The organism is Paenibacillus sp. J31P13, from assembly GCF_056269295.1.
Map to the genome: position 1 here is coordinate 684094 of NZ_JBWDNR010000002.1, position 20550 is coordinate 704643.

The 20550-nt window shown below is 39.0% G+C and carries 22 protein-coding genes and 1 other annotated feature; of the genes, 20 read left to right on the forward strand and 2 right to left on the reverse strand.

The genetic code is table 11. The annotated features are described in order from the left end of the window. The 12 genes from AC0YOD_RS09405 (at position 1) to AC0YOD_RS09460 (ending at position 10870) form a co-directional block, all read left to right on the forward strand. Positions 1–1470 (forward strand): MDR family MFS transporter, encoded by a 1470-nt coding sequence (locus AC0YOD_RS09405; protein WP_475799005.1) that lies wholly within the window; start codon positions 1–3, stop codon positions 1468–1470. A gap of 220 nt (positions 1471–1690) precedes the next feature. Further along, on the forward strand, positions 1691–1948 hold the full coding sequence (locus tag AC0YOD_RS09410) for a hypothetical protein (RefSeq protein ID WP_475799006.1): 258 nt from the start codon (positions 1691–1693) through the stop codon (positions 1946–1948). A gap of 30 nt (positions 1949–1978) precedes the next feature. After that, positions 1979–2329, forward strand: coding sequence for a hypothetical protein (locus tag AC0YOD_RS09415; protein ID WP_475799007.1), 351 nt, complete (start codon positions 1979–1981; stop codon positions 2327–2329). Between the two features lie 15 nt (positions 2330–2344). After that, positions 2345–3190 (forward strand): serine/threonine protein kinase, encoded by an 846-nt coding sequence (locus AC0YOD_RS09420; RefSeq protein ID WP_475799008.1) that lies wholly within the window; start codon positions 2345–2347, stop codon positions 3188–3190. Between the two features lie 488 nt (positions 3191–3678). Next, positions 3679–4620, forward strand: coding sequence for a hypothetical protein (locus tag AC0YOD_RS09425; RefSeq protein ID WP_475799009.1), 942 nt, complete (start codon positions 3679–3681; stop codon positions 4618–4620). Between the two features lie 144 nt (positions 4621–4764). Then, on the forward strand, positions 4765–5439 hold the full coding sequence (locus AC0YOD_RS09430; RefSeq protein WP_475799010.1) for a hypothetical protein: 675 nt from the start codon (positions 4765–4767) through the stop codon (positions 5437–5439). A gap of 143 nt (positions 5440–5582) precedes the next feature. Continuing rightward, positions 5583–6236 (forward strand): hypothetical protein, encoded by a 654-nt coding sequence (locus tag AC0YOD_RS09435; protein WP_475799011.1) that lies wholly within the window; start codon positions 5583–5585, stop codon positions 6234–6236. Between the two features lie 173 nt (positions 6237–6409). Continuing rightward, positions 6410–7042 carry a DUF2185 domain-containing protein gene (locus AC0YOD_RS09440; protein WP_475799012.1) on the forward strand — a complete coding sequence of 211 codons (633 nt, stop codon included), beginning with the start codon at positions 6410–6412 and terminating at the stop codon, positions 7040–7042. Between the two features lie 72 nt (positions 7043–7114). Beyond that, positions 7115–7795 (forward strand): hypothetical protein, encoded by a 681-nt coding sequence (locus AC0YOD_RS09445; RefSeq protein WP_475799013.1) that lies wholly within the window; start codon positions 7115–7117, stop codon positions 7793–7795. A gap of 76 nt (positions 7796–7871) precedes the next feature. Beyond that, on the forward strand, positions 7872–8933 hold the full coding sequence (locus AC0YOD_RS09450; protein WP_475799014.1) for a hypothetical protein: 1062 nt from the start codon (positions 7872–7874) through the stop codon (positions 8931–8933). An 873-nt stretch (positions 8934–9806) separates the two neighbouring features. Then, positions 9807–10289, forward strand: coding sequence for a GNAT family N-acetyltransferase (locus AC0YOD_RS09455; protein ID WP_475799015.1), 483 nt, complete (start codon positions 9807–9809; stop codon positions 10287–10289). A 170-nt stretch (positions 10290–10459) separates the two neighbouring features. Next, entirely contained in the window at positions 10460–10870 is a 411-nt protein-coding gene (locus AC0YOD_RS09460) for a hypothetical protein (protein WP_475799337.1), read from the forward strand. Between the two features lie 84 nt (positions 10871–10954). Here AC0YOD_RS09460 and AC0YOD_RS09465 read toward each other — a convergent pair whose 3' ends face one another. Beyond that, positions 10955–12307 carry an MATE family efflux transporter gene (locus tag AC0YOD_RS09465; RefSeq protein ID WP_475799016.1) on the reverse strand — a complete coding sequence of 451 codons (1353 nt, stop codon included), beginning with the start codon at positions 12305–12307 and terminating at the stop codon, positions 10955–10957. A gap of 175 nt (positions 12308–12482) precedes the next feature. Here AC0YOD_RS09465 and AC0YOD_RS09470 point away from each other — a divergent pair, with 175 nt between their 5' ends. From AC0YOD_RS09470 to AC0YOD_RS09495, 6 genes are all read left to right on the forward strand, one after another. Further along, positions 12483–13163, forward strand: coding sequence for a TetR/AcrR family transcriptional regulator (locus AC0YOD_RS09470; RefSeq protein ID WP_475799017.1), 681 nt, complete (start codon positions 12483–12485; stop codon positions 13161–13163). A 448-nt stretch (positions 13164–13611) separates the two neighbouring features. Continuing rightward, the gene (locus AC0YOD_RS09475) at positions 13612–14199 is read left to right on the forward strand and encodes a GNAT family N-acetyltransferase (protein WP_475799018.1); all 588 of its coding nucleotides are present in this window, start codon (positions 13612–13614) and stop codon (positions 14197–14199) included. Between the two features lie 88 nt (positions 14200–14287). Next, positions 14288–14536, forward strand: a complete 249-nt coding sequence (locus AC0YOD_RS09480; RefSeq protein ID WP_475799019.1) for a hypothetical protein — start codon at positions 14288–14290, stop codon at positions 14534–14536. Positions 14537–14815: 279 nt separating this feature from the next. Continuing rightward, positions 14816–15046, forward strand: coding sequence for a hypothetical protein (locus tag AC0YOD_RS09485; protein ID WP_475799020.1), 231 nt, complete (start codon positions 14816–14818; stop codon positions 15044–15046). Between the two features lie 152 nt (positions 15047–15198). Next, complete coding sequence (locus AC0YOD_RS09490; protein WP_475799021.1) at positions 15199–15678, forward strand: hypothetical protein; 480 nt, start codon at positions 15199–15201, stop codon at positions 15676–15678. A gap of 153 nt (positions 15679–15831) precedes the next feature. Further along, positions 15832–16311 carry a CDI toxin immunity protein gene (locus tag AC0YOD_RS09495; protein ID WP_475799022.1) on the forward strand — a complete coding sequence of 160 codons (480 nt, stop codon included), beginning with the start codon at positions 15832–15834 and terminating at the stop codon, positions 16309–16311. 74 nt (positions 16312–16385) lie between these two features. On the opposite strand, the gene AC0YOD_RS09500 is transcribed toward AC0YOD_RS09495, so the two are convergent. After that, positions 16386–17315, reverse strand: a complete 930-nt coding sequence (locus AC0YOD_RS09500; protein ID WP_475799023.1) for a DMT family transporter — start codon at positions 17313–17315, stop codon at positions 16386–16388. Between the two features lie 124 nt (positions 17316–17439). Here AC0YOD_RS09500 and AC0YOD_RS09505 point away from each other — a divergent pair, with 124 nt between their 5' ends. Both AC0YOD_RS09505 and AC0YOD_RS09510 read left to right on the forward strand, forming a co-directional pair. After that, positions 17440–18327: a LysR family transcriptional regulator gene (locus tag AC0YOD_RS09505; RefSeq protein WP_475799024.1), complete on the forward strand. Its 888-nt coding sequence runs from the start codon at positions 17440–17442 to the stop codon at positions 18325–18327. 147 nt (positions 18328–18474) lie between these two features. Continuing rightward, positions 18475–18728 (forward strand) — a binding site (T-box leader). A gap of 73 nt (positions 18729–18801) precedes the next feature. After that, the gene (locus tag AC0YOD_RS09510) at positions 18802–20478 is read left to right on the forward strand and encodes a glutamine--tRNA ligase/YqeY domain fusion protein (protein WP_475799025.1); all 1677 of its coding nucleotides are present in this window, start codon (positions 18802–18804) and stop codon (positions 20476–20478) included. Positions 20479–20550: the final 72 nt, after the last annotated feature.

Below are 20550 nucleotides of genomic sequence, written 5' to 3' on the forward strand. Positions count from 1 at the left end.
ATGACAGCCGGCGGGGACGGCTTCTCGTTGAAAGCCATTCTACCGCCGCTCATGGCAATTATTGTCGCCATGATCATGGTTATTTTGGACAGCACCGTCGTCAATAATGCCATTCCGAAACTCGTTGAATACTTTGACACTGATCTGAAGACAATCCAATGGACAGTCACCGGCTATACGCTGGCCTTATCCGCCGTTATCCCGCTTGCAGGCTGGATGTCCGATAAATTCGGATCTAAGCAAATTTTCATGATTACGATCGCTCTGTTCACGATCGGCTCCGTGCTGTGCGGCATCGCGCAAACGCCGGAACAATTGATCATTTTCCGCATCATACAAGGCTTAGGCGGCGGAATGGTAGCCCCGATCGGGATGACCATGGTATTCAAGCTCGCGCCTCCAGAGCGCCGCGGATCTATCATGGGCTTACTCGGAATTCCAATGCTGATAGCGCCGGCGTTCGGACCGGTGCTATCCGGCTGGCTGGTCGATTCTGTCAGTTGGCACTGGATTTTCATCATCAATCTGCCGATCGGCATTATCGCCTTCATTCTTGGGTATAAATATTTACCGAAATCCGATCGCCATGCGGCGCCGCATTTGGATCTCATCGGCATGTGTCTCGCGCCGATCGCTTTCTCCATGCTGGCGTACGGCGTAAGCGAAGGCGGCTCTAACTGGACCTCGGCTTCGACGATCACGGGCTTGGCCGTCGGTGGCATTGCGCTCATACTCTTCATTTTCGTGGAACTGGCACAGAAGCAGCCGCTGCTTGAGCTGAAAGTGTTCAAGTCGTCCGACTTTACACGCAGCATCATCATGACGTGGATCGTTCAGCTCGCGATGTACGGTGCGATGCTGATCGTTCCGCTGTACCTACAAGGCGTCATGCACTATACCGCGTTTGAAACGGGCTGGATTCTGATGCCTTATGCGCTATGCGCGGCAATCGGCATGCCCATTAGCGGCCGGTTGTTCGACAAGATCGGCGCGCGTCCGCTTGCTTTTGCCGGTCTTACCGTCGTATCCACTTCACTTTTCATCTTGTCCGGCATATCGGTGGATACCTCTCTATTGGTTATCATCCTGTGCATCAGCATCATGGGTCTCGGCATGGGCTTCACTATGATGCCGCTCAACACGCATGTCCTTAATTCTGCGCCTCGCCGTCTGGTGAGCCGCGTTACACCGCTGACAACTGCAGCTCAGCAAGTCGTCGTCTCTTTCGCGGTTGCCGGCCTGACGGGTTATCTGACGTCTCAAATCACTGCTCACACCGCACGCGCGGGAGCGGACGCAAATCCGCTAAGTGCAATCGTTGCGGGTTACGGCGATACATTCTTTCTTTCCGCGTGCCTCGCGACCGCGGGTGTCGCACTGTCGCTTCTTCTGCGTAAACCGAAGAAGCAGGAAGAAGACCGAGCCGCCGTTGGGGAGATCCCGGACCCGGCGGTGACGATGGGTCACTAATCGCGAATCGGCTCCAATTCGCGCGTATTCAAATAGCCTTGGCCGCTAGTCGGCTAAGGTTATTTTTTTTGTTCATGTTAGATTGTACAATACGTTCGCGTTCATCGCTGAGCAGGCGCTGCGGGAACCTGCTCATTTTATTATGCTCACGAGCAGGATTGTAGAGCAAATGAAAGAATATGTTCACTAAATAGATACTCACAATAAGGTGTGATAAAAGGTGGAATTAAGTACCGAGCTTTTAACTGAAGTAATTAATGATTGGGATCCTGTTGGTCTTTTGGCTGGAGGTGCCCCAAAAGACGAATATAATATTGAGATAATTAAGATAGCACAAAAGTCTATAGCATGTACAAATGAAATAGAATTAGCAAAACTAATATATAGAGTGTTCAATGATATGATGGATGTAAAGCTAAACAATCTAAGTTGCTTAAATCAGGCTTTTAAAATAATAGAACGTCATCGATTGTTATAAAGTCTAATGGCGTTTCACACTAAACTATAAATGAGTGATTTTATGTTTACTGTTACAGTGGAGATGACTCAGGAACGAGTAGATCAGTTGCTTAACTGGATAGCCTCACACCAGGAGGCAACAATTGAAACCGATAAGGGGATCCAAGCAGGGTTGAATTGGGTGGTTGATAAGTTGGATTTAAGAAAACATCTCTACTCAGAGATAGCCGTAACATCTCCTATTATTATCAATCAAACTCTTATTAACGATTGCAAGAAGAAGTTTGAAGAAAACTGGATTCATGCTTTATGGAACAGCGGTTTTGCGTTAGCAATTATTGGGGTTTTCGATCTGTTTAACATTCAAATTGTGGAGTTTCCAATTGCAAAAAGGGACTAAGAAGGCTTTGAATTAATGGAATTCAACAAATTCAAGTTTTCAGGAGGAAGCATGGATCTGTTCGAGTATTTGAAAGGGGTATACGAAGCTTGGATCGACTATCCCAAAGGAGAGGGCACAGTCATCACTAACAAATACCGAATACAACGATTCCTTGGCATTGGCAGCTACGGGTTGACCTATATATGCATAGATATGAATTCCGGCCAAGAGGTAGTTCTTAAGCAAGCTAAGCCAAGCAAGGGGAAGATTGGTCGAGATTTATTGTACCGGGAGATTGATGTTCTGGGGCAGCTGCGGCATCCTTCGATTCAGAGATGCTTAGCGTCGTTTGAGTATAAAGATCAGTTGTATATGGTAACTGAACGAGTGAAAGGACAGACGGTGGAAGATCTCATTTTCGAGCGAGGGGTAGTCTTTTCCGAAAAAGAGGCACTTTGTTTCGTTCGTAAATTGATGGAGGTTTTAACTTATGTTCATGAACAAGGATTCGCTCATCTTGATATCCGTATACCGAACGTTATATTGGATGGAGATCAGATCAACCTCATTGATTTCGGATTGGCCTGTCGCTTAGGGGAGCCGATTCGCACAGAACTCGGATCGGATGATGAGACAACGCTAAGTAGAACCGTGGAGGCACCCAATGATTTATATGCTGTTGGACATTTTATTCTCTTTATGCTGTATTCCGGTTATGATTCAAGTACTTTTGAAGTTGAACTAAATTCAGGATGGGAGGACGAACTGACTGTATCACCGATGACCAAGCAAATGCTTCGCAAGCTTCTCCAGATCGATCCTCCTTATATAAATACACAACAGTTTGTAAGGGATTTGGAGCATTCGCTGAGTCAATGAGTATATAAAAAAAGAGCCGCTATACGCGGCTTTTTTGATTAGCTAGAGCTTTTATATTTATTTTTGTAGTAGCCGTGACCTTGGTTTTTGTGTCCGTAACCTTGGTCGGACGAATTCCGGCGACCATAAACTTGTTTCCGACTACTGGAGCTGTTGCGATGACGTCCATGTTTATTATGTTGGACGGAGCCTAATATTTTTTGGAGAAAACGCTTGATCATTTCTTCATTCCTCCTTTGGCTTTAGTTTTTAGTACGGATTACAAGTCGTGCGGTTTCCACTTTTCTCTTCTGAGCTTGCTACGCTTCCACATTCTAGAAACGGCATAGTATATTATTATCCATTAATAACCGGTAAGAATAGGTTTAGATCCATTATTTCTTGTGTAGATCGTCGTTAGTTGTAAATGGCAATTTGGATGGCAAAGCGAATAATTCGCCTCAAATTTCGAGGTTTTTAAATGTATTTAGTAACGGAAGGAGAAATTTATGGAACCTACGCTCACAGCCGATCTTGAAAGAATACTGCGAAAACTTGAAAAAGCTGATTTAATTAATCTTTTAGTCGATAGGATATCCTCAAGCGACTTGAATTCTCTTCTCTTAAAAGTATTCAGCGAGAAAACAAAAACATCTTCTCCGAATGATCTACTTAAAAGATATCGGGAAAACCGTTTTGTACATCCAGCTGAGGTCGATGTAATCCTGCTTAAGAAGTTGGAGATGGACGTTTTGGATATTGCTTCAAAATATTCTATTTCGCCAATTCAATTATCTCCCGTAGCACCGTTAGGTTGTGCTTCCGTACTAGGAACGGTTGATCAAAATAAAGCCATCTCAGCACTTAGAGGAACGGAAGTTGTATCAGATGCAACTAATCTCTTAGCATTACATATCAGTGAATTCATTAAAACAAATTATTCTGAGAATAAGAGAGATCATTATATTCGGTTCTGTACAACCCATAGGCATGTTCGAGCGCAATTCTTTGGTGACTCTCCAGGGATGCTGCCACATTTCCATTTATTTTGTATGGTGACAGCTGGCTTAGATGAAGGATCATACAGCTTTGAAAAACAATCATTATGGGAACATATAAAAGTTTACCAAAGTATTTTCAAGACTCTTTTTAACTCAGAAATCGAAATTATCTTAAGCGAACGTAGTGGTTACAAAGATACTGCTGGTCTTGTCTCAAGAATCGTAAATCACGGGCATGAACTGTCAATGAATGTGTCGGTGAGTACAGGTGAGCCTAATAAGGAAAACCAGTATTACAAAGGATTGCAATTCACTTTAAAGACAGTTATAGGGGGAACGGAGTATTACATTGGTGATGGTGGCTTTGTAGATTGGACTCAAACTATGTTAGGCAGCAGGAAAGAGCGTCTATTAATTAGTGCAATTGGTCTAGATAGACTATTATTATAAATTTCCGCATTCTCATTGCACTTCCCGACTACCGTATAAGGGGTGCAATATTTAAACTTACTTTCGCATGGACTTAAAATGGTGTTATTTTATATATCCTTGGAGACGTTTTGTGACTTAAAAAGATTTATTATTAGGACAATTATGGTAAAATATGGACAAATGATTCTGGTGTCTGACTTGACTATTTTGTTGGAAGTAGGTGCTCTAATGGGCTCAAGGGTCATGCATTATTGTATTTCATCACTTTTGTCAGAATCACTTGGTATCGAGAATAAAAATGAATTTATGCTCGGCGGGATAGCTCCCGATATTCATGGGCTTATGGGTGTAGCAAAAGGAGTTACACACTTTAAAGATAAAGATGCTAATGGGAGAGGTTTTATTAACTATAACCGATTTTACGACATGTATAAGCCTGTAATTCAAGAACCCTTTTACCTGGGCTATCTATGCCATTTAATTTCAGATGATCTTTGGCTGGATATTTATTTCGAAAAACTAGAATATGTTCCAATCGATCAGAGAGATGGGAAATTACAAGTTGCTTATCGTGATTTTGAGAGGTTAAATGGACGAATTATTAAGAAGTATTCACTGATGCTACAGGCTCATGTGATCCCAAATATAAATATTGAAGGATATAATACCAGCTATTTACCTATCTTACTTGATTGCCTGCAAGTGGATTTTTCAATGGATGAAGAACTTACGAACGAACCATTGGAATGGTTTAATAATGACAACAATGAAATCATTGATTACATTCATCGTTCAGTGGATCGAGCAAAGGTATTTCTAAATTCAGTAAGACTTTGATATTCTCCTATTCTAATGGGAGGTTCATTCCGCAAAAGGGTAACGATAGTTGAGAAGCATATATTGTTGAGCAGTTACTACGGTAGCCTTTTCTCTTTATTAAGCTTTGAATATAAAGGAACTCCGAAAAGGGGGATAGACAAATGGCTAATAAGTTATCAAGGCTCTTGCTTTTATTCATCATCTTATTCGCACTATCTGCTTGCGGTTATAAACCTTATGGACATTACGAAGATGATAAAATGATTGGAATAGTACGACATGTGGAACCCGGTAACAACTTACTTGAAGTGGATATTTCTGAATGGCACAAAAGAGATCTTAGAGGTGGTATTGAAGACTACGGAGTGTCTATTTCAGTTGAAAATACAAATGATTTGGTCATTAAGAACGAGGATGGCACCATAACCGACGTAAATCAAATTAAAATCGGACAAAAAGTATTAGTCAATCCACCGAATAATGATAAGGGCAGCAATTACGAAGCCAAGGAGATTCTTTTGCTTGAAATGACCTACAAGGAGAAATATGATCGATTATTATCCAGGAGTAAGGACAGATATCTAACAACTGTATTTTCTAAAGAAGGCGACACGTTGTCAGCAGATACGGAAAATGTGCTGATGGGGCTTCTTTCCAAGAGCCCGATAAACTTCGTATCTTACCCAGAGGACTACGTCGTTGATTATCAGAAGGAACTAAGTATTGAAAAATATCCGGTTATGCTAGTTTTCGATCATAAAGGAATAGTATTTTTAACATATGATGTGAATAAACTAGTGGAATTTTTTGATTAAAGTCCAGAGAGAGTAATTGTGTTCCAACAAAGTTTAAAGATTGAGGAGACTACAATATTGGGGAATTAGCAGTTTTTGGATTCATGCTGGCACTAAGCTAATGGACAGGACTATAGCAAAGTAAATTTGAAGTGATTTTTAACAAAATAACAAACAATTAAGGAGAATACACGATGGAATGGATATTAGAGGATGTTGAGAAAGCTAATCAATTAGCTCCAGATTCATTTTTCATACCTTCTCTAGCAGAACGAAAAGGGCAAAAAAAAGGAGACTTAGTAAGGTTACACTTCATTCTCACAAATCCAAAAGAAGACAGTCCAAGGGCTGAAAGAATGTGGGTTGAGATAACAGGTAAAAGGTTACTCAGTAAGAAATACACAGGGGTACTTACTAATCAACCTTTATATATAAACACGTTGGATGTGGGAACTACAATTGAATTTGAGCCTAGACATATCGCAAGAACGATAATTAAGGAAGATAATCCTTTATGGTTGGATATTGGAGAGAAAATGGCATTAGTCTCAAAGAAATGCTTAGAGGAAGGAAAAATAATTCGCTGGATGTATCGAGAGATCGGAGATCGAGAAGAGGACAGTGGATGGAGAATATTTGCAGGTGATGAAGATGAAGAATACAACAACGATTCAAGAAATATAGCGATAGTAAATGTTTACTATTTGTTCGAAAAAGACCCAACATTATTAGTGCCTTTGAAAAGCAAAGTCGGTTCTGCATTTGAAAGGGAAAGTTTGCAGTCTCCATGGATAGAGATAAAGGACTGGAACACTGAAAATGATTAAGTAAACAAGATGGTCAGGTATTGATGATATGACATTAATTGAAATCATATTAATAATAGTAGAGGGATCTTAATGACAACCAAAAAATTTCAGTTTGAAATGAAAACAATACAGGGAAACGAAGAACTTATTATTGACGTACTACCAATCAATAATGAATGTAACAAATTTCTGATTCTTACAGCTACCAGAAAAATTATCGAATTGGATACAAATAAGAATGTGTTCAAAGAGCTATTTGCTTTTGATAATAAATGGATTGTTGATAACGGATGGCTTTGGCACCCCATGGGATGTGTAACGGCTTGGAGCATTATTGAATGGATAGAAAATCGATGGGAATCAGAAGACGGAATGACCAAAAAAGATCTTTGGTACGGAAAAGAGGATTGGAACGATCCGTTGTACTGGATTAGTAATAATGAGATCGGATTAGTAGGTAGAGTAAACGCTGATTTTCTTGAAGAAGATCAATCAGGTGGATGGCTCTTCAGAGTGATGAATGTAGTAACAGGGAATCTAGTTAAGGAGTTTCCAATTTCATCAGGCAATATTTTTATTGATACATATTTGTTTACTTGTCTAAAGGAAACAGGAATTAAAATATATGATTATAATAGTGGAATTTTACTATTCGAAGACGAGAAAATAAGTCCAGATAACTATCATCATAGATCTAAGGAGTTTATTGCTTTTGATAATGAACAAATTGTGATCTATAAATTAATAGAAGAACAATGTGATTGCAGTTAGCAGCATATTTTGTAAGCTATACGAAAATTAGATCGTGAACAGAAAATGAATACCTTTAAAAGGAGAGAAGACAGTATTGATACCAACAACTAAAAGACTAATAGAATTAATTAAATCATCTCCCAGAATTGATTCGAGTATTGTTTCTTCGTATACAAATGTGATAGGCAAGTACGGTGAACTCGAAGATGCCATCGGCCTCTTCAAGATATTTATTGAGGATCCCTTAGATTACAATAGAATTTTGCTTTTACAACCTATAATGAAGCATGGTGATTTACAATTAGCACAAGAAATTTATGATAACTGTTTTTATCAAAACGAGCTAAGGGAAGGAATGCCATGCGAAGTCTTACATGTTTTAGGATATCTTGGATATACAAAGTGTACAGAATACCTTGTTTCACTAATTACGTCAGATAACTGGCACATAGCTAAAGACGCAATTTTAGGATTATTACATTTACCATGTAATGATTATGAAAATCAGATAAGATCCATAATAGAATGCTCATTTGGAAAGAGTCTATTTGAGGAGTTCGTACCAGCACTAAGTTATAAAATTTCAAGCAGCAGTATGGTTTCAAGGTTATTTGAATGGGGAGATAAAAATGCTTCAACTGATTGTATTTCAGGAATAATCTTAGGTATTGCTTTGTATGGAATAGAACATAAATACATAATAAAGAATATTTTATGGAATGAGAATTGGGAAGCTCATGGAAGAGGTACTGGTACATGCATTTGGTCATACATTGCAATGCAGCACGTGGATTTAACCTTTAGGGAATTAATTCAAGAGATAAAAACACTTCAAAATGAAGTTATTTCAATAAAGGATCTCACATACCGTTTGGATGTATTATCTGAATTGTTAGAATGCAAGTTGACATATACTAATCAACCAATTAGGTTTGCTTTAACTAACAATGAATCTATAGTTGAAATCTATAAAGATTTATTTGTTTGGAGCAACAAAGACAAGGATGATTCAATCATTGGAATTATTTCAGATAAATTAGAAGAAGAAGTAGAATTATTGAATAAGTATTATAATTTAAAAGATAAATTAGAAATGAAAATTGAACATATTATTGAATTAGATCATTTAGTTGGTTATTCAGATAGTTCAATCTAGTGGTATGATTGAATAAGACGACTTTTGGAGAATGTCCGTGGCTCTTAGAGTGGTTTGATAAAGGAAGAGGAACTTTACTTACCAATTAATGAATTCGATTCTAAATCCATCAGCTTTACTTATGGAGATTTGTTTCCAACGATGAGATACCAGGATGGAAAGAAATATCGAGGTCAAAATTTATACATTAAATGAGATTACAGAAGTTATAAAAGAATTCGGATTACCTCAGGAGTGGAAACCCCGAGGGAATTATGGACCAGAGAGATACATAGAAGTACAAGTATGGGAAGATAAGCCTTTGATCCGATGGTTACTAAGCTAATAATTAGCTAATTGATTTTAAGGAGTGTTACATCATGAGGGCATGGGGATCTGGAGCTTTCGATGATGATACAACTTGTAATGTTCGTGATGAGTTCAATGACTTATTAGAGCAATTCACACTAATGAGTAACGATAGTTGATTAAATAAGGAGCAGTTTGCTAAGGCAACTGCTTCTTTCCTTTATTTAAAGCAATATCCGAACTAAGTAATTTGAGATGCGTTGCGTATTGGTTCTAACTACTACATGTTTGAATGATTTAAGGGTGGAAAAGTATGTGACTCAGCTTTTGACACTCGTATTTCCTTATGCAAACGGGGAGTTTACGTTAACAAAAAAACCGACACATTTATGTGCCGGTAAACGAATAATACTAACCAAGGATTAAGCCTAAAAAAGCCATGGATAAATAATAGTATATAAAAAAATCCAACATAAGTCTATTACTTTTTTTGCATATATTGTATGTTAATTAAGCGACCGCGGCGCAAAAACGAAGGGGAATTAATAAGTAAATTACCATAGAGATTGAAGGGAGAAGCTCTACATGATTACACTCAGAAAAATCACGTTGGAAAACCGACGTGCTATATTTAACCTGGAAGTTTCAGAAGATCAACGACGCTTCGTGGCGTCCAATCTGTCAAGCGTAGCTTCGTGTTATGTCCTTGCAACCAATGGGGGACATCCATTTCCATTTGCCATTTACGAGGATGAACAGCCGGTCGGATTTGTTATGATTACTTATAAAATCACCGGATACGAACTACCAACAATCGCAGACGACAGCTATTGCATCTTGCGTCTGATGATTGACAAGCAACACCAGAACAGGGGCTATGGTAGGGAAGCTATGAAAAAAATATTAGAATTTATCCGTACTTTACCGGCAGGGCCTGCACAATACTGCTGGATTTCTTATAAGAATGAAAACGTGGCTGCCAAAAAGCTTTATGAAAGCTTCGGCTTCCGTGACAACGGCGAGATCATAGAAAACGAGCTAACAACTGTTTTGCGACTGGATCAATAAGATACCATTGGTGGAGGCACAACTGTTAACTTTAAAAGTAGTTAACCATTATCAGGTAACGTTAGCTCAATAATCAACAGAACGAGGCTGCCGGCATAAATCGGAGCCTCGTTGAACAAAGAGGATAGCAGAATAAATAGTGATTTAATATTGTACGGTATTTGATTAAAGTGAGGCTTATAAAACCTCTGGATTTATTGCTTCACAATTATTATCCTTCATATAACCTTCTGGGCATAAGCCCAACTATTATTGATTGGGTCAACGAGTCAAAAGAGAAAGAATGTATTAAGGGAAGGTTCAATTCAGCAAGCAAAGAGGTTGTTTTGCCAGTACTAATGTGCCCAGACGATTGCGATTTGTGGTGTACAGTAATTGTTGCAAATGTAGTTAAAGCAGATGGTTATATTACCTGGACTCATGTCGGTATTGATATGAGTACAAGGGAAGATATGCTTCTGGGATGCGAAGGGTTTGGTACGAAAGTTGATTGGCTTGATAAGATCCCTACAATGACATTTGAGGAAGCACGATATAGTTCTCATCTTAGCAAAATTTACATTGAGCAAACGGGACAATAGCCATAGCCTATTCCCTATCCTTGTATTTTAAAAAGGCAGGATCGGGAGTGCCATTATCCTGCCTTTTTGCGTGTTATATGTTTTCTACTGTACTAAACTATCCAAATCAGGCTGCAAATTGGTCTGCAGAACATATAGCATGATGGCACCAACAAGGAACGCGACGGCATCCGAAATGACTAGCGACCAGACCACCCCATGGAAGCCGTTCATTCGATTGGCGATATACAACACAGGAATCAGAGTAATTCCTTGAATGATTGACATAATAAACGCGGCGGTTCCTTGCGCTGTTGCTTGGAAGATCCCCATAAACAACGAGGTCATTCCTGTAATGAACATGGACAAGAACGTCACATGAAGAATGTAGCTGCCCATTTCAATTAATTGCGGGTCATTCGTAAATAAACCAATTAAGTGGTCGGAAATCAGATACACGATAACACCGAACACGACTGCTAATGCCACAATCGCTTTGATCGTGAATCCAATGGTTTGCTTCATGCGTAATTTATTCGCTGTAAAAGAAAAGGCAATCAACGGTACGACTCCCTCGCATAAGCCCATCAGAATAAACTCAGGAAATTGCAATAAACGTGATGAAATTCCGTACCCCGCTATGGCCTGATCCCCATATTCGACAAGAAAATGGTTAAAGATGAGTGACATTGCACCCAAGAAGATACTCATAACAAAGACAGGAACTCCGATTTTGAATACATTGCTCAGAATGTCCTTGGTAGCCTTGAACCATTTTATGGAGACGGTTAAGAACTGACTCTTATATCCCATATGAAAGACATAAAATGCACTCGCTACCAAGTTAGAGATGACCGTAGCAGACGCAACGCCGATCACGTCCCAATGGAAGATGTAGATGACTAGAGCATCGAGAATAATATTTACAACAACACTGAGGATCATACCGATCATCGACGTGATTGCTGCACCCTCCGAGCGCACGATATTCTCCAGCGTGAAAAATAATATGACGAATGGTGAACCAATAAGCATAATCGTGACATAGTCCTTCGTAAATCCGAAGGATTCAGGGGTTGCCCCCAGGCCATGAACGATTGGATCGATCAACGGGAGGCCAACGGCCATCACGATAAGACCGAGAACTAAACTGCTGTAAAAAGCGAATGAAGATACATGCTTTAGATCATCATATTTTTTTTCTCCTAGCAAACGAGAGATGAATGTACCGCTACCCATGCCAATCAAGTTGCCTAGCGCCATAATCACCGCGAATAACGGCAAGGTTAATGCGAGTGCGGTTAACATGGAAGTATTGCCCAGTGTACCAAGGAAATAGGCATTCAAGATGGAATATATGACACTCATTGACGTGCCTAGCATCATAGGTACAGCGAAGTGAGCTACGGCTTTTGCGATTGGTGCTCTTTCAAAATAATGGAGGTTTTCTGCATCCATGTGGGTCACTACTTTCTTCATTTATTTTGTTCTTGAAATTACCTGGAATTCGGAAATATATATTCAACTCCCAGTCTAACGGTGTTAGGTTGTGCCTTACAGTGTTAGATGATATCATGAACTTATGAACCTGTAAAGCATAAACTTACACTGTTAGATAAAAGGGCGGATACCGATGAAAAAACTACAGCCTCAGATTTCGGAGGATAAGATTTTGGAAACCTCATGGAAACTTCTTGGGGAGGAGGGGATCGAGAAATTCAGCATGAGACGTTTGGCTGATCGGCTAGGGATTCAGGCTCCCTCTCTGTACTGGTACTTCAAGAGCAAGCAGAATCTCTACCAGCGTCTAGCCGACCAGATATCGAAAATTATCCTTGAAGAGTTCCACTCCGAGGGGGAGTGGAAGGAGCAGATGGCGGGGCTTGCGGTAACGGTACGGAGTGTGCTCCGCCGGTACCCCTGCTCCACGCAGCTTATGATGCTGACGCTGCCCCACGAGCCGGACATGATCCGTTTCACCAACCGTATGCTGCTCTGCATGGAATCAACGCCACTTGAGCAAGAGCAGAAATTGCAAGCGGTTCTTACGCTTGTGAACTATGTTTTCTACTTCGTTCTGGACGATTATCAGCATCAGCGCACTATCTCCGTTATCCATAAGGATCAGGGAGCGCTTCCAGGCGTGGAGATGATCCACCTTCTTGACTCCATGAGCGAGACGGAAGCGGGACTGTTCCGGAGAATGTACAAGAGCGGGCTGTTTGAGATGATGGGGACCGACGGAGCGTTTGAGTTCGGCCTGAAGCTGATTCTGTTGGGGATTGAGCAGGTGATAAAGGAGCAGGAGAAGTAGTATGTAAAAACGCTCATCCGGTTATCGGATGGGCGTTTTCAATGAGGTGGGAGCATGTCTCTTTTGCTTTGTTTGAGAGTAGTAACCTTCCAATTAACTCCAGACTTTACTATCACCCCTTCAATCTCGGAAAGATAATTATCGCCCTTTGAATCTGTGTATTCAACAGAAAATGTTGCTGTTAACTTCTCTAGCCCTGAGAAAAGGATATGAGTGTTATAGTCCTTTAATAGAGTTGATGCTCCCTTTATAAGAATGGAAAATGTTTGAGTTCAAGTTTGTTCGCAATCGAACTAATGATTAATTATTGCTTAACTATAACCAGTCAGCATGAAACGGTAGACTCGTTAAGCTTCCGGGCAGAATACTTATAATCAAAAATTATTATTCACACATAGAATTTTTTGATTATAATTATAACAATTATTTACTAAATGGAGGTGTAACTGTGCGAGAAATAGATTACAGCAATTACTTTTGGCAAGATGAGGCTATAAGATTACGGGGGATTTCACTAGAAGATTGGGAAAGTTGTTACGTAAGTGCATATGACACTCCTGCGCGACGGTTGTTAGAATGTGCGATAGAATTGCCGCCTACTATTTCAGAATCCAAAAAGTTTGTTGAGGCAAATGCGGAGTTTTCATCAACAAACAGTAGAATTATGTTTACCATTGAGGACTTGAATGGTGAAAGTGTAGGCGGTATTAATTTAAACAGCATTGACGAGAGGAATGGTACATTCAGTATAGGGATCGTCATTGATAATCCCTACCGAGGTAAGGGATATGGTACCAGGGCAGTACACATGCTCTTAAAATATGCTTTCTTCGAGCGTAGACTTAATAAATTCAATGATTATGTTCTTGAAGGAAATGAACCATCGGCTATTATGCTTAGAAAAGTAGGATGTGTTCAAGAAGGAGTCCGACGTCAAGTTTTTTACATAAACGGAAGATATCATGATTCCATCTTGTTCGGTTTAACAAAAGATGAGTATATAGATTTTCTTCACAATGAACATCACAATTCTTAGACAAGTATTAAGTTAACGGGCAGGATAGTGTAGTAGCAGAACCCGTGGTATATGATTGTGATAAAAACTCTTTAAAGGGGATATTTCCATGGAACAGATGAATATTGGGGATTGGATTTTTGAAGTAGATGTTGAAAGAACCAAAGATTTTTACCAAGCATATCATCAAATTACAGATGGATGTGATTGTATCTTCTGCAAAAATTTCGTGATTTCAGTTGAACTACTACCTAAGCGAGTTTTAGACACTTTTCGAAGTCTAGGAATAGACCCAACCAAAGAAGGTGAAGTCTCTGAATACTGTGAAAATGAGGAGGGTACGCATTTATATGGCTGATTTTTCCATATAGTGGGACAGTTGATCAGCGGTCCTGACTGTTGGGTTAAAACTAGCGAAGAAGTCAGTCATTTAGCCGTTATCGAATTCAGCTAAAGGGTAACGATAGTTTAATAACGTCAAGGGTGCTGCACGGGAGCCTTTTCTCAACTAATGGGCTATATTTCTAGCGTTCTTATTTAGGGGATGACTGTCTTCCTTAGAAGATAGGAATGTTATTTTTTCTCTCGATAACGAAAAGTTAAAGACAAATCATAATGGGTGGGAGTGGACAAAAAAATGAAAGAAAGGTCCTCGATTGCTAAAGCGGAGTGGTCAGATACAAGAGAAGAACGTTATAGAAAAGACAGCCAAGATATCGTATTTGGTTTTGGAGACAGATTGGAAACAAAAGAAAATGCAGTTTTTATAATAAAAAAGGATGAACAGGTAGAGATTACGAAACCAAATAAATCGAAAACATTTTGGTATGAGTCTTGGATGAAGATAAAAGAGTTCTATGGAGTCTAATAGGATTGACAAAACTGGGAACGATGGTTCAACAAATAATGAGCAGTTTGCTACGGCAGCTGTTCCTTTCTTCATTAAGCTACCGGGTAATATAATATAAGGAAAGAACCTATAATGGAAATCAAGGAAAAACACAGCGAGGAGTAAAATCTGTGAACAAAAAAAATTTGCTTGATTGGGAAGCCAAACATAATGCAATTAAACGAACAGTTGATGGTTTTTGGAGATGTTTTAGTAAATGGATTAAAGAGAATAGGGAGGACTATCTCAAGACTTTTCATGGAAAATTATATCCAGAATTTATAAGTGTAGAAGAACGAGAAATTTACTTGAAATATAGATTTAATGCTGGTGAGGCAGTTGTTTTTTGTTCCGTTAATATATTTTATTTGGAAATTCACATCGGTACTTACGACATTGAATTTAATTTAGATGGAGAGGTTAACGACGAATATTTAGATTTCGATAATGTTCTATTTGAAAAAAGAATTTTAGAGATAAAACATTTTTTAAGAATTGCTCGAACAGCAATTAAAGAGGGGCTTGAGATAACAATTATATCTAACATAACTGGAATTGATACTAAATTTTTGGGTGTTTTGAAGGAAAAATATTGTTCTGCTAACGGGTAACGATAGCTTAATAAACAAGGAGAAGTTTGCTGCGATAGCTGCTTCCTTTCATTATTAAGCTACGGGCATGTTAGCTTATCCATTTCACTGACTTACAATAAATGTATATCATTATGTGCAACAACACTAATGGTCTAATAAGAGGTGGAAGTTATGGATAGAAAGTGGCGTCTCGAACAATTGCTTCACAAACAAAAGATGAAGCAAAAAAATGAATATGGAGAATTTTTCAACGAATGTTTGGATGCGCTAGGTGAGGGAAGCATCATTTTGTCAGAAGGAAAAAGCGAGGAAATATATGATGATCTCCAAAAATCGTATCCATTCTCCCCATACTCCAGGATAGATTGGGGAGAAGTTGAATCTAGGATAGTAATAGAGAATTTAAGTGAATTTATGACGTTACTGTCAAAAAAACAGCTGCTAATTGAGGATGAAGTATTTATTCTTTGGAGCTATGGAAATTTTCCTGTATTACAAACGCAGCTTCATAAAGCGATAAAGGCAATTGATGATGTATTGGTAGTAAGTTCCGATACATTTATATTTTCTCCTTCCAGATTTGTTGTTGAATTTTATCATGAAGGAGAAATAACAGTGGGTTTCGAAAATCAGAAACGTTCATTCAATTAACGGATACCTTGAATACAATGTAAAATGAAGTTGATAAAGCTTTGGGTGGTGACATAATGTAGGTTTCAGATCCGTCAACTGCTTTGCAATATCGTTATCTTTTTTGGGTTTTTGGTAAAATCTATCTTGGCAACTAAGATACCTATTAAGATAATTGTCGCACCTAGATAACTTCGAGTGGTTAGTATTTCACCTGCAAAGATAAAAGCAAATATTGCTGAAAAAACGGGCTCTAATGAAAATATGAGACCTGTATGCGTTGGAGTGGAGTATTTTTGGGCTACGGTTTGACCTATAAACCCAAATGCACTGCAAAGTATAGCCAATGCCAAAATAGAAACCCAAGATCCCGTAGTATTAGGAAGATGTGGATTTTCAAAACTGAATGAAAATAGCAGCCCCCATGCCCCGGTAACGCCAAGTTGTATAATGCCAAGCATAATAGAATCTGAGTTTTTTGTTAACTTATCTGTATGAATGATGTAAGTGGCATATAACAATGTACCTATAATAATGAGGAAATCTCCAGAACTTATTTTTAACCCATTCGTTAAAGTTAATAGAGCGATACCTGTTAATGAGAAGCCTATACCGAAAATGATTTTCTTTTCAGGCCTTTTTCGAAAGAAGACAGCTAAGAACAAAGGTATAAATACAATGGTAAGACTAAATAAAAATCCAGCATTTGAAGCAGTCGTAGATTTTACACCTATAGTGACAACTGACATTGCCGAGAATAAGATGGTTCCTAATAAAAATCCATATTTGATCGTTTGCAAATCCATCCGCTTGAAGCGTTTGTAAAACAGAATACCAGCTAAAATAGAGGCTATTCCAAACCGCAATGCAATCAAGTTAAAAGCTTGAATAGATTCAAGTCCCATCTTCATAAATAAATAGGATGCGCCCCAAAAAATAGTGACTAGCAGCATAAGAAGATCTGCTTTTAGTCGTGTATTTGTACCAATACCCTTTGTGAAATCGAACATTTTTGAGCCGTTCATTTTGTTCCACCTGACCTGTTCTTATGTATTGAATATTAATTAGTATAAAAGTAAAATTTAAATAACAAAAATGAATGTTTTTAAGTACATACATGAAAATAATTCATTTAAAGGAGTGAGAAGATTGTCTCTTGCTAAGTTTGAAATTTTCAGAACGGTTGTAGAATTAGGGAGCCTTACTAAGGCTGGAGAAAGGCTTGGATTAACTCAGTCCGCAGTCAGTCATGCCATTGCCAGTCTTGAATCGGAATGGGGATTTTCACTACTCAATAGAGGACGATCAGGTATTAATTTGACAAGCAACGGAGAGCATGTCTTGAAATACATTCGAGAAATTTTAAAATGGAATGAAGAAATGCTTCAAGAAATAGCTAATATCAATGGCCTGACAGTTGGTAAAGTACGTATTGGAACATTTTCAAGTGTATCTGCTCAATGGTTGCCTGAAATTCTGAAAAACTTTAATGAATATTACCCTTCTATTGAAATTAAATTGCTAGAAGGTAACTATGATGATATTGAGTATTGGATTTCAAACGGTATTGTTGATTTTGGTTTTGTGTCTTTACCAACTATGTCTAGCTTTGAAGTGATCCCTCTGAAAGAAGATAAAATGCTTTGCCTCCTTTATGAAGAACACCCTCTTGTTCAACATAATGAGATTAGTTTTGAAATGCTCAAAGAGGAGCCATTAATCATGTCAAAGAAAGGAAGTGATAATGATTTAAGGCGGCTTTTACAAGAAAACAACATAACACCTCATATAAAATTTGAACTCGCAGATGATCAAGCTATATTTTCAATGGTTCAACATGGTATGGGGATCGCTATACTTCCGGAAATGGCTTTATATCGAGTGCCGAATAACGTCCGTATTCTTAACCTCGAAAAAGAGAATTATCGTACGATTGGAATCGCTGCTACATCTTTTAAAAACCTTGCTCCAGCTACGAAAAAGTTCATTGATTACCTCAATTCGTGGATAAATGAGAGCGGGGCACTCCATTCTTGAATTACGGAATGAAAAATAAAAATTTATATAAAAAGGAGATTAGAAAATGGTTTAGTCTTCAGTTGGTAATACCATATAATTGGTAAAGTTGCAATCAAGAATATCTGTTTACAAAAAAGGAAATGATTTGTTATTATATAAACAAATTAAAACGCGATGATGAGAAGAGTAGTGGAAAAGGTTCTTGCACAGAGAGCTCCGGAAGCTGAAAAGGAGCAAAGAGCTATTCCTCGAAACAAGTCTTTGAGCAGTATGTCGGAACCCACAGCGGGGATGGCATGACGGGAGCTCCCGTTATAGAGCTAGAGTATAAGCATCGGATTGAATGCCGTACTTGAAGAGATTAATATGGCGACATATTAATGAATCTGGGGTGGCACCGCGAAAACTTCGCCCCCAAGACATGATGTCTTGGGGGTGAAGTTTTTTTTGTTTCGGAATAACATTAATCACATTCATTAGGAGGAGCCGACCATGAGTAATCTTGAAGAGTATCGAAACGAAAATTTTCTATATAAGCTAATAAGTGAGGAGCTTGAAAGAAGCCCATTTAGCAGAGAGATGTGCACCCGATTCCCTCCTGAGCCCAATGGTTACCTTCATATCGGAAGCGCCTACGCCATTCACACCAACTATTCTATGGTTCAAAGGTTTAAAGGAGCGTTTCATTTGCGTTTTGACGATACGAATCCCCTTAAGGAAGATATCGAATATGTGAATGCGATTATTGAGGATATCAAATGGCTTGGATACGATCCAGGAGATCATATCTACTACGGCTCGGACTACTCGGACGATATTTACAATGCGGCAGTCACATTGATTAAGCATGGGAAGGCCTACGTATGTGAATTGACGCCGGAAGAAGTGAAGGAGTATCGAGGAACTCTGACGGAGAAGGGGATGGATAGTCCTTATAGAAATCGGTCAGTAGAGGAAAACCTGATCCTTTTTGCGAAAATGAAAAATGGTGACTTCCCGACTTCGTCAAAGGTTGTTCGTGCAAAAATAGATATGGGCTCGCCTAATTTAAATATGCGTGACCCCGTTATTTATCGTATCATTCACGCTGAGCACTATAGGACGGGAAATGATTGGTGCATCTATCCGATGTATGATTTTGCTCATCCTATCCAAGATGCAATTGAAGGTATCACGTATTCCTTATGCTCAATTGAATTCAAAGACCATAGACCGTTGTATGAATGGGTATTAAATGAGCTTGGTTTCTTAGAACCTCCGCGACAAAGGGAATTTGGCAGGCTGAACTTAACGGGTGTTGTGACGAGTAAACGGTTTCTAAGATCACTTGTAAGAGGGGGATACGTAGATGGTTGGGATGACCCTAGACTACCGACCCTTCGAGGGCTAAGAAGAAGAGGCTTCACTCCAGAGAGTATATGCAGCTTTATCGAGGAGATTGGCAGCATTCGAACCCAAAGCACCGTAGATATCTCTCTATTGGATCATTGTCTCAGGCAGGATCTAAAGGGGAAAACGGTTAGTGTCATGGCTGTTTTACACCCTTTAAAGGTCGTCATTACAAACTATTCTGAGGATGCCGTGGAGCTGTTAACGATTGGAAATAATAGCGAAAACGAGATATTAGGGAAAAGAGAGGTTCCATTTTCTAAAACGATTTATATTGAGCGTGATGATTTTATGGAGGAGCCGACTAAAGGCTTTCACCGCTTAAGTCTGAATGCTGAGGTGAGGCTGAAGGGGGCATATTTCATTAAATGCGAGGAAGTAATCAAGAATCCAGTTAATGGTGAAATTATAGAGCTTCGTTGTACCTATGACCCGCTCACGAGAAGTGGCACGGGGTTTACCGGACGTAAAGTAAAAGGTACGATTCATTGGGTCTCAGAAGAACATGCCGTTAAGGCTGATGTTCAACTCTTTGAGAAGCTGCTGCTTGATCAAGAAATTCCGAAGGACATCGAGAATTGGACGACTGTGATTAACCCTAATTCTTTGTTTACTATAAAGGATGTCTTAATGGAACCTTACGTTGAGCATGCTCAACTTGAACAAAAATTCCAATTCTTTCGTCATGGCTATTTTTGCGTAGACAAGAAGTATAGTTCTGATCACCGACTACTATTTAACCGTATCGTACCGTTAAAAGATAGTTGGAGTAAAAAATGAAACTAGACACAGTTTTACCTTCATGATGGAGAGCGGGCTAAATATTAGCCTGCTTTTTTTATTGAGAAAAAC

Excerpts from the sequence above, each read along its gene's own strand:
- AC0YOD_RS09405 (WP_475799005.1), top strand. The coding sequence starts at position 1 with ATGACAGCCGGCGGGGACGGCTTCTCGTTGAAAGCCATTCTACCGCCG.
- AC0YOD_RS09415 (WP_475799007.1), top strand. The coding sequence starts at position 1,979 with ATGAGTGATTTTATGTTTACTGTTACAGTGGAGATGACTCAGGAACGA.
- AC0YOD_RS09420 (WP_475799008.1), top strand. The coding sequence starts at position 2,345 with ATGGAATTCAACAAATTCAAGTTTTCAGGAGGAAGCATGGATCTGTTC.
- AC0YOD_RS09425 (WP_475799009.1), top strand. The coding sequence starts at position 3,679 with ATGGAACCTACGCTCACAGCCGATCTTGAAAGAATACTGCGAAAACTT.
- AC0YOD_RS09430 (WP_475799010.1), top strand. The coding sequence starts at position 4,765 with ATGGTAAAATATGGACAAATGATTCTGGTGTCTGACTTGACTATTTTG.
- AC0YOD_RS09435 (WP_475799011.1), top strand. The coding sequence starts at position 5,583 with ATGGCTAATAAGTTATCAAGGCTCTTGCTTTTATTCATCATCTTATTC.
- AC0YOD_RS09440 (WP_475799012.1), top strand. The coding sequence starts at position 6,410 with ATGGAATGGATATTAGAGGATGTTGAGAAAGCTAATCAATTAGCTCCA.
- AC0YOD_RS09445 (WP_475799013.1), top strand. The coding sequence starts at position 7,115 with ATGACAACCAAAAAATTTCAGTTTGAAATGAAAACAATACAGGGAAAC.
- AC0YOD_RS09455 (WP_475799015.1), top strand. The coding sequence starts at position 9,807 with ATGATTACACTCAGAAAAATCACGTTGGAAAACCGACGTGCTATATTT.
- AC0YOD_RS09465 (WP_475799016.1), bottom strand. The coding sequence starts at position 12,307 with ATGGATGCAGAAAACCTCCATTATTTTGAAAGAGCACCAATCGCAAAA.
- AC0YOD_RS09470 (WP_475799017.1), top strand. The coding sequence starts at position 12,483 with ATGAAAAAACTACAGCCTCAGATTTCGGAGGATAAGATTTTGGAAACC.
- AC0YOD_RS09480 (WP_475799019.1), top strand. The coding sequence starts at position 14,288 with ATGGAACAGATGAATATTGGGGATTGGATTTTTGAAGTAGATGTTGAA.
- AC0YOD_RS09485 (WP_475799020.1), top strand. The coding sequence starts at position 14,816 with ATGAAAGAAAGGTCCTCGATTGCTAAAGCGGAGTGGTCAGATACAAGA.
- AC0YOD_RS09495 (WP_475799022.1), top strand. The coding sequence starts at position 15,832 with ATGGATAGAAAGTGGCGTCTCGAACAATTGCTTCACAAACAAAAGATG.
- AC0YOD_RS09500 (WP_475799023.1), bottom strand. The coding sequence starts at position 17,315 with ATGAACGGCTCAAAAATGTTCGATTTCACAAAGGGTATTGGTACAAAT.
- AC0YOD_RS09510 (WP_475799025.1), top strand. The coding sequence starts at position 18,802 with ATGAGTAATCTTGAAGAGTATCGAAACGAAAATTTTCTATATAAGCTA.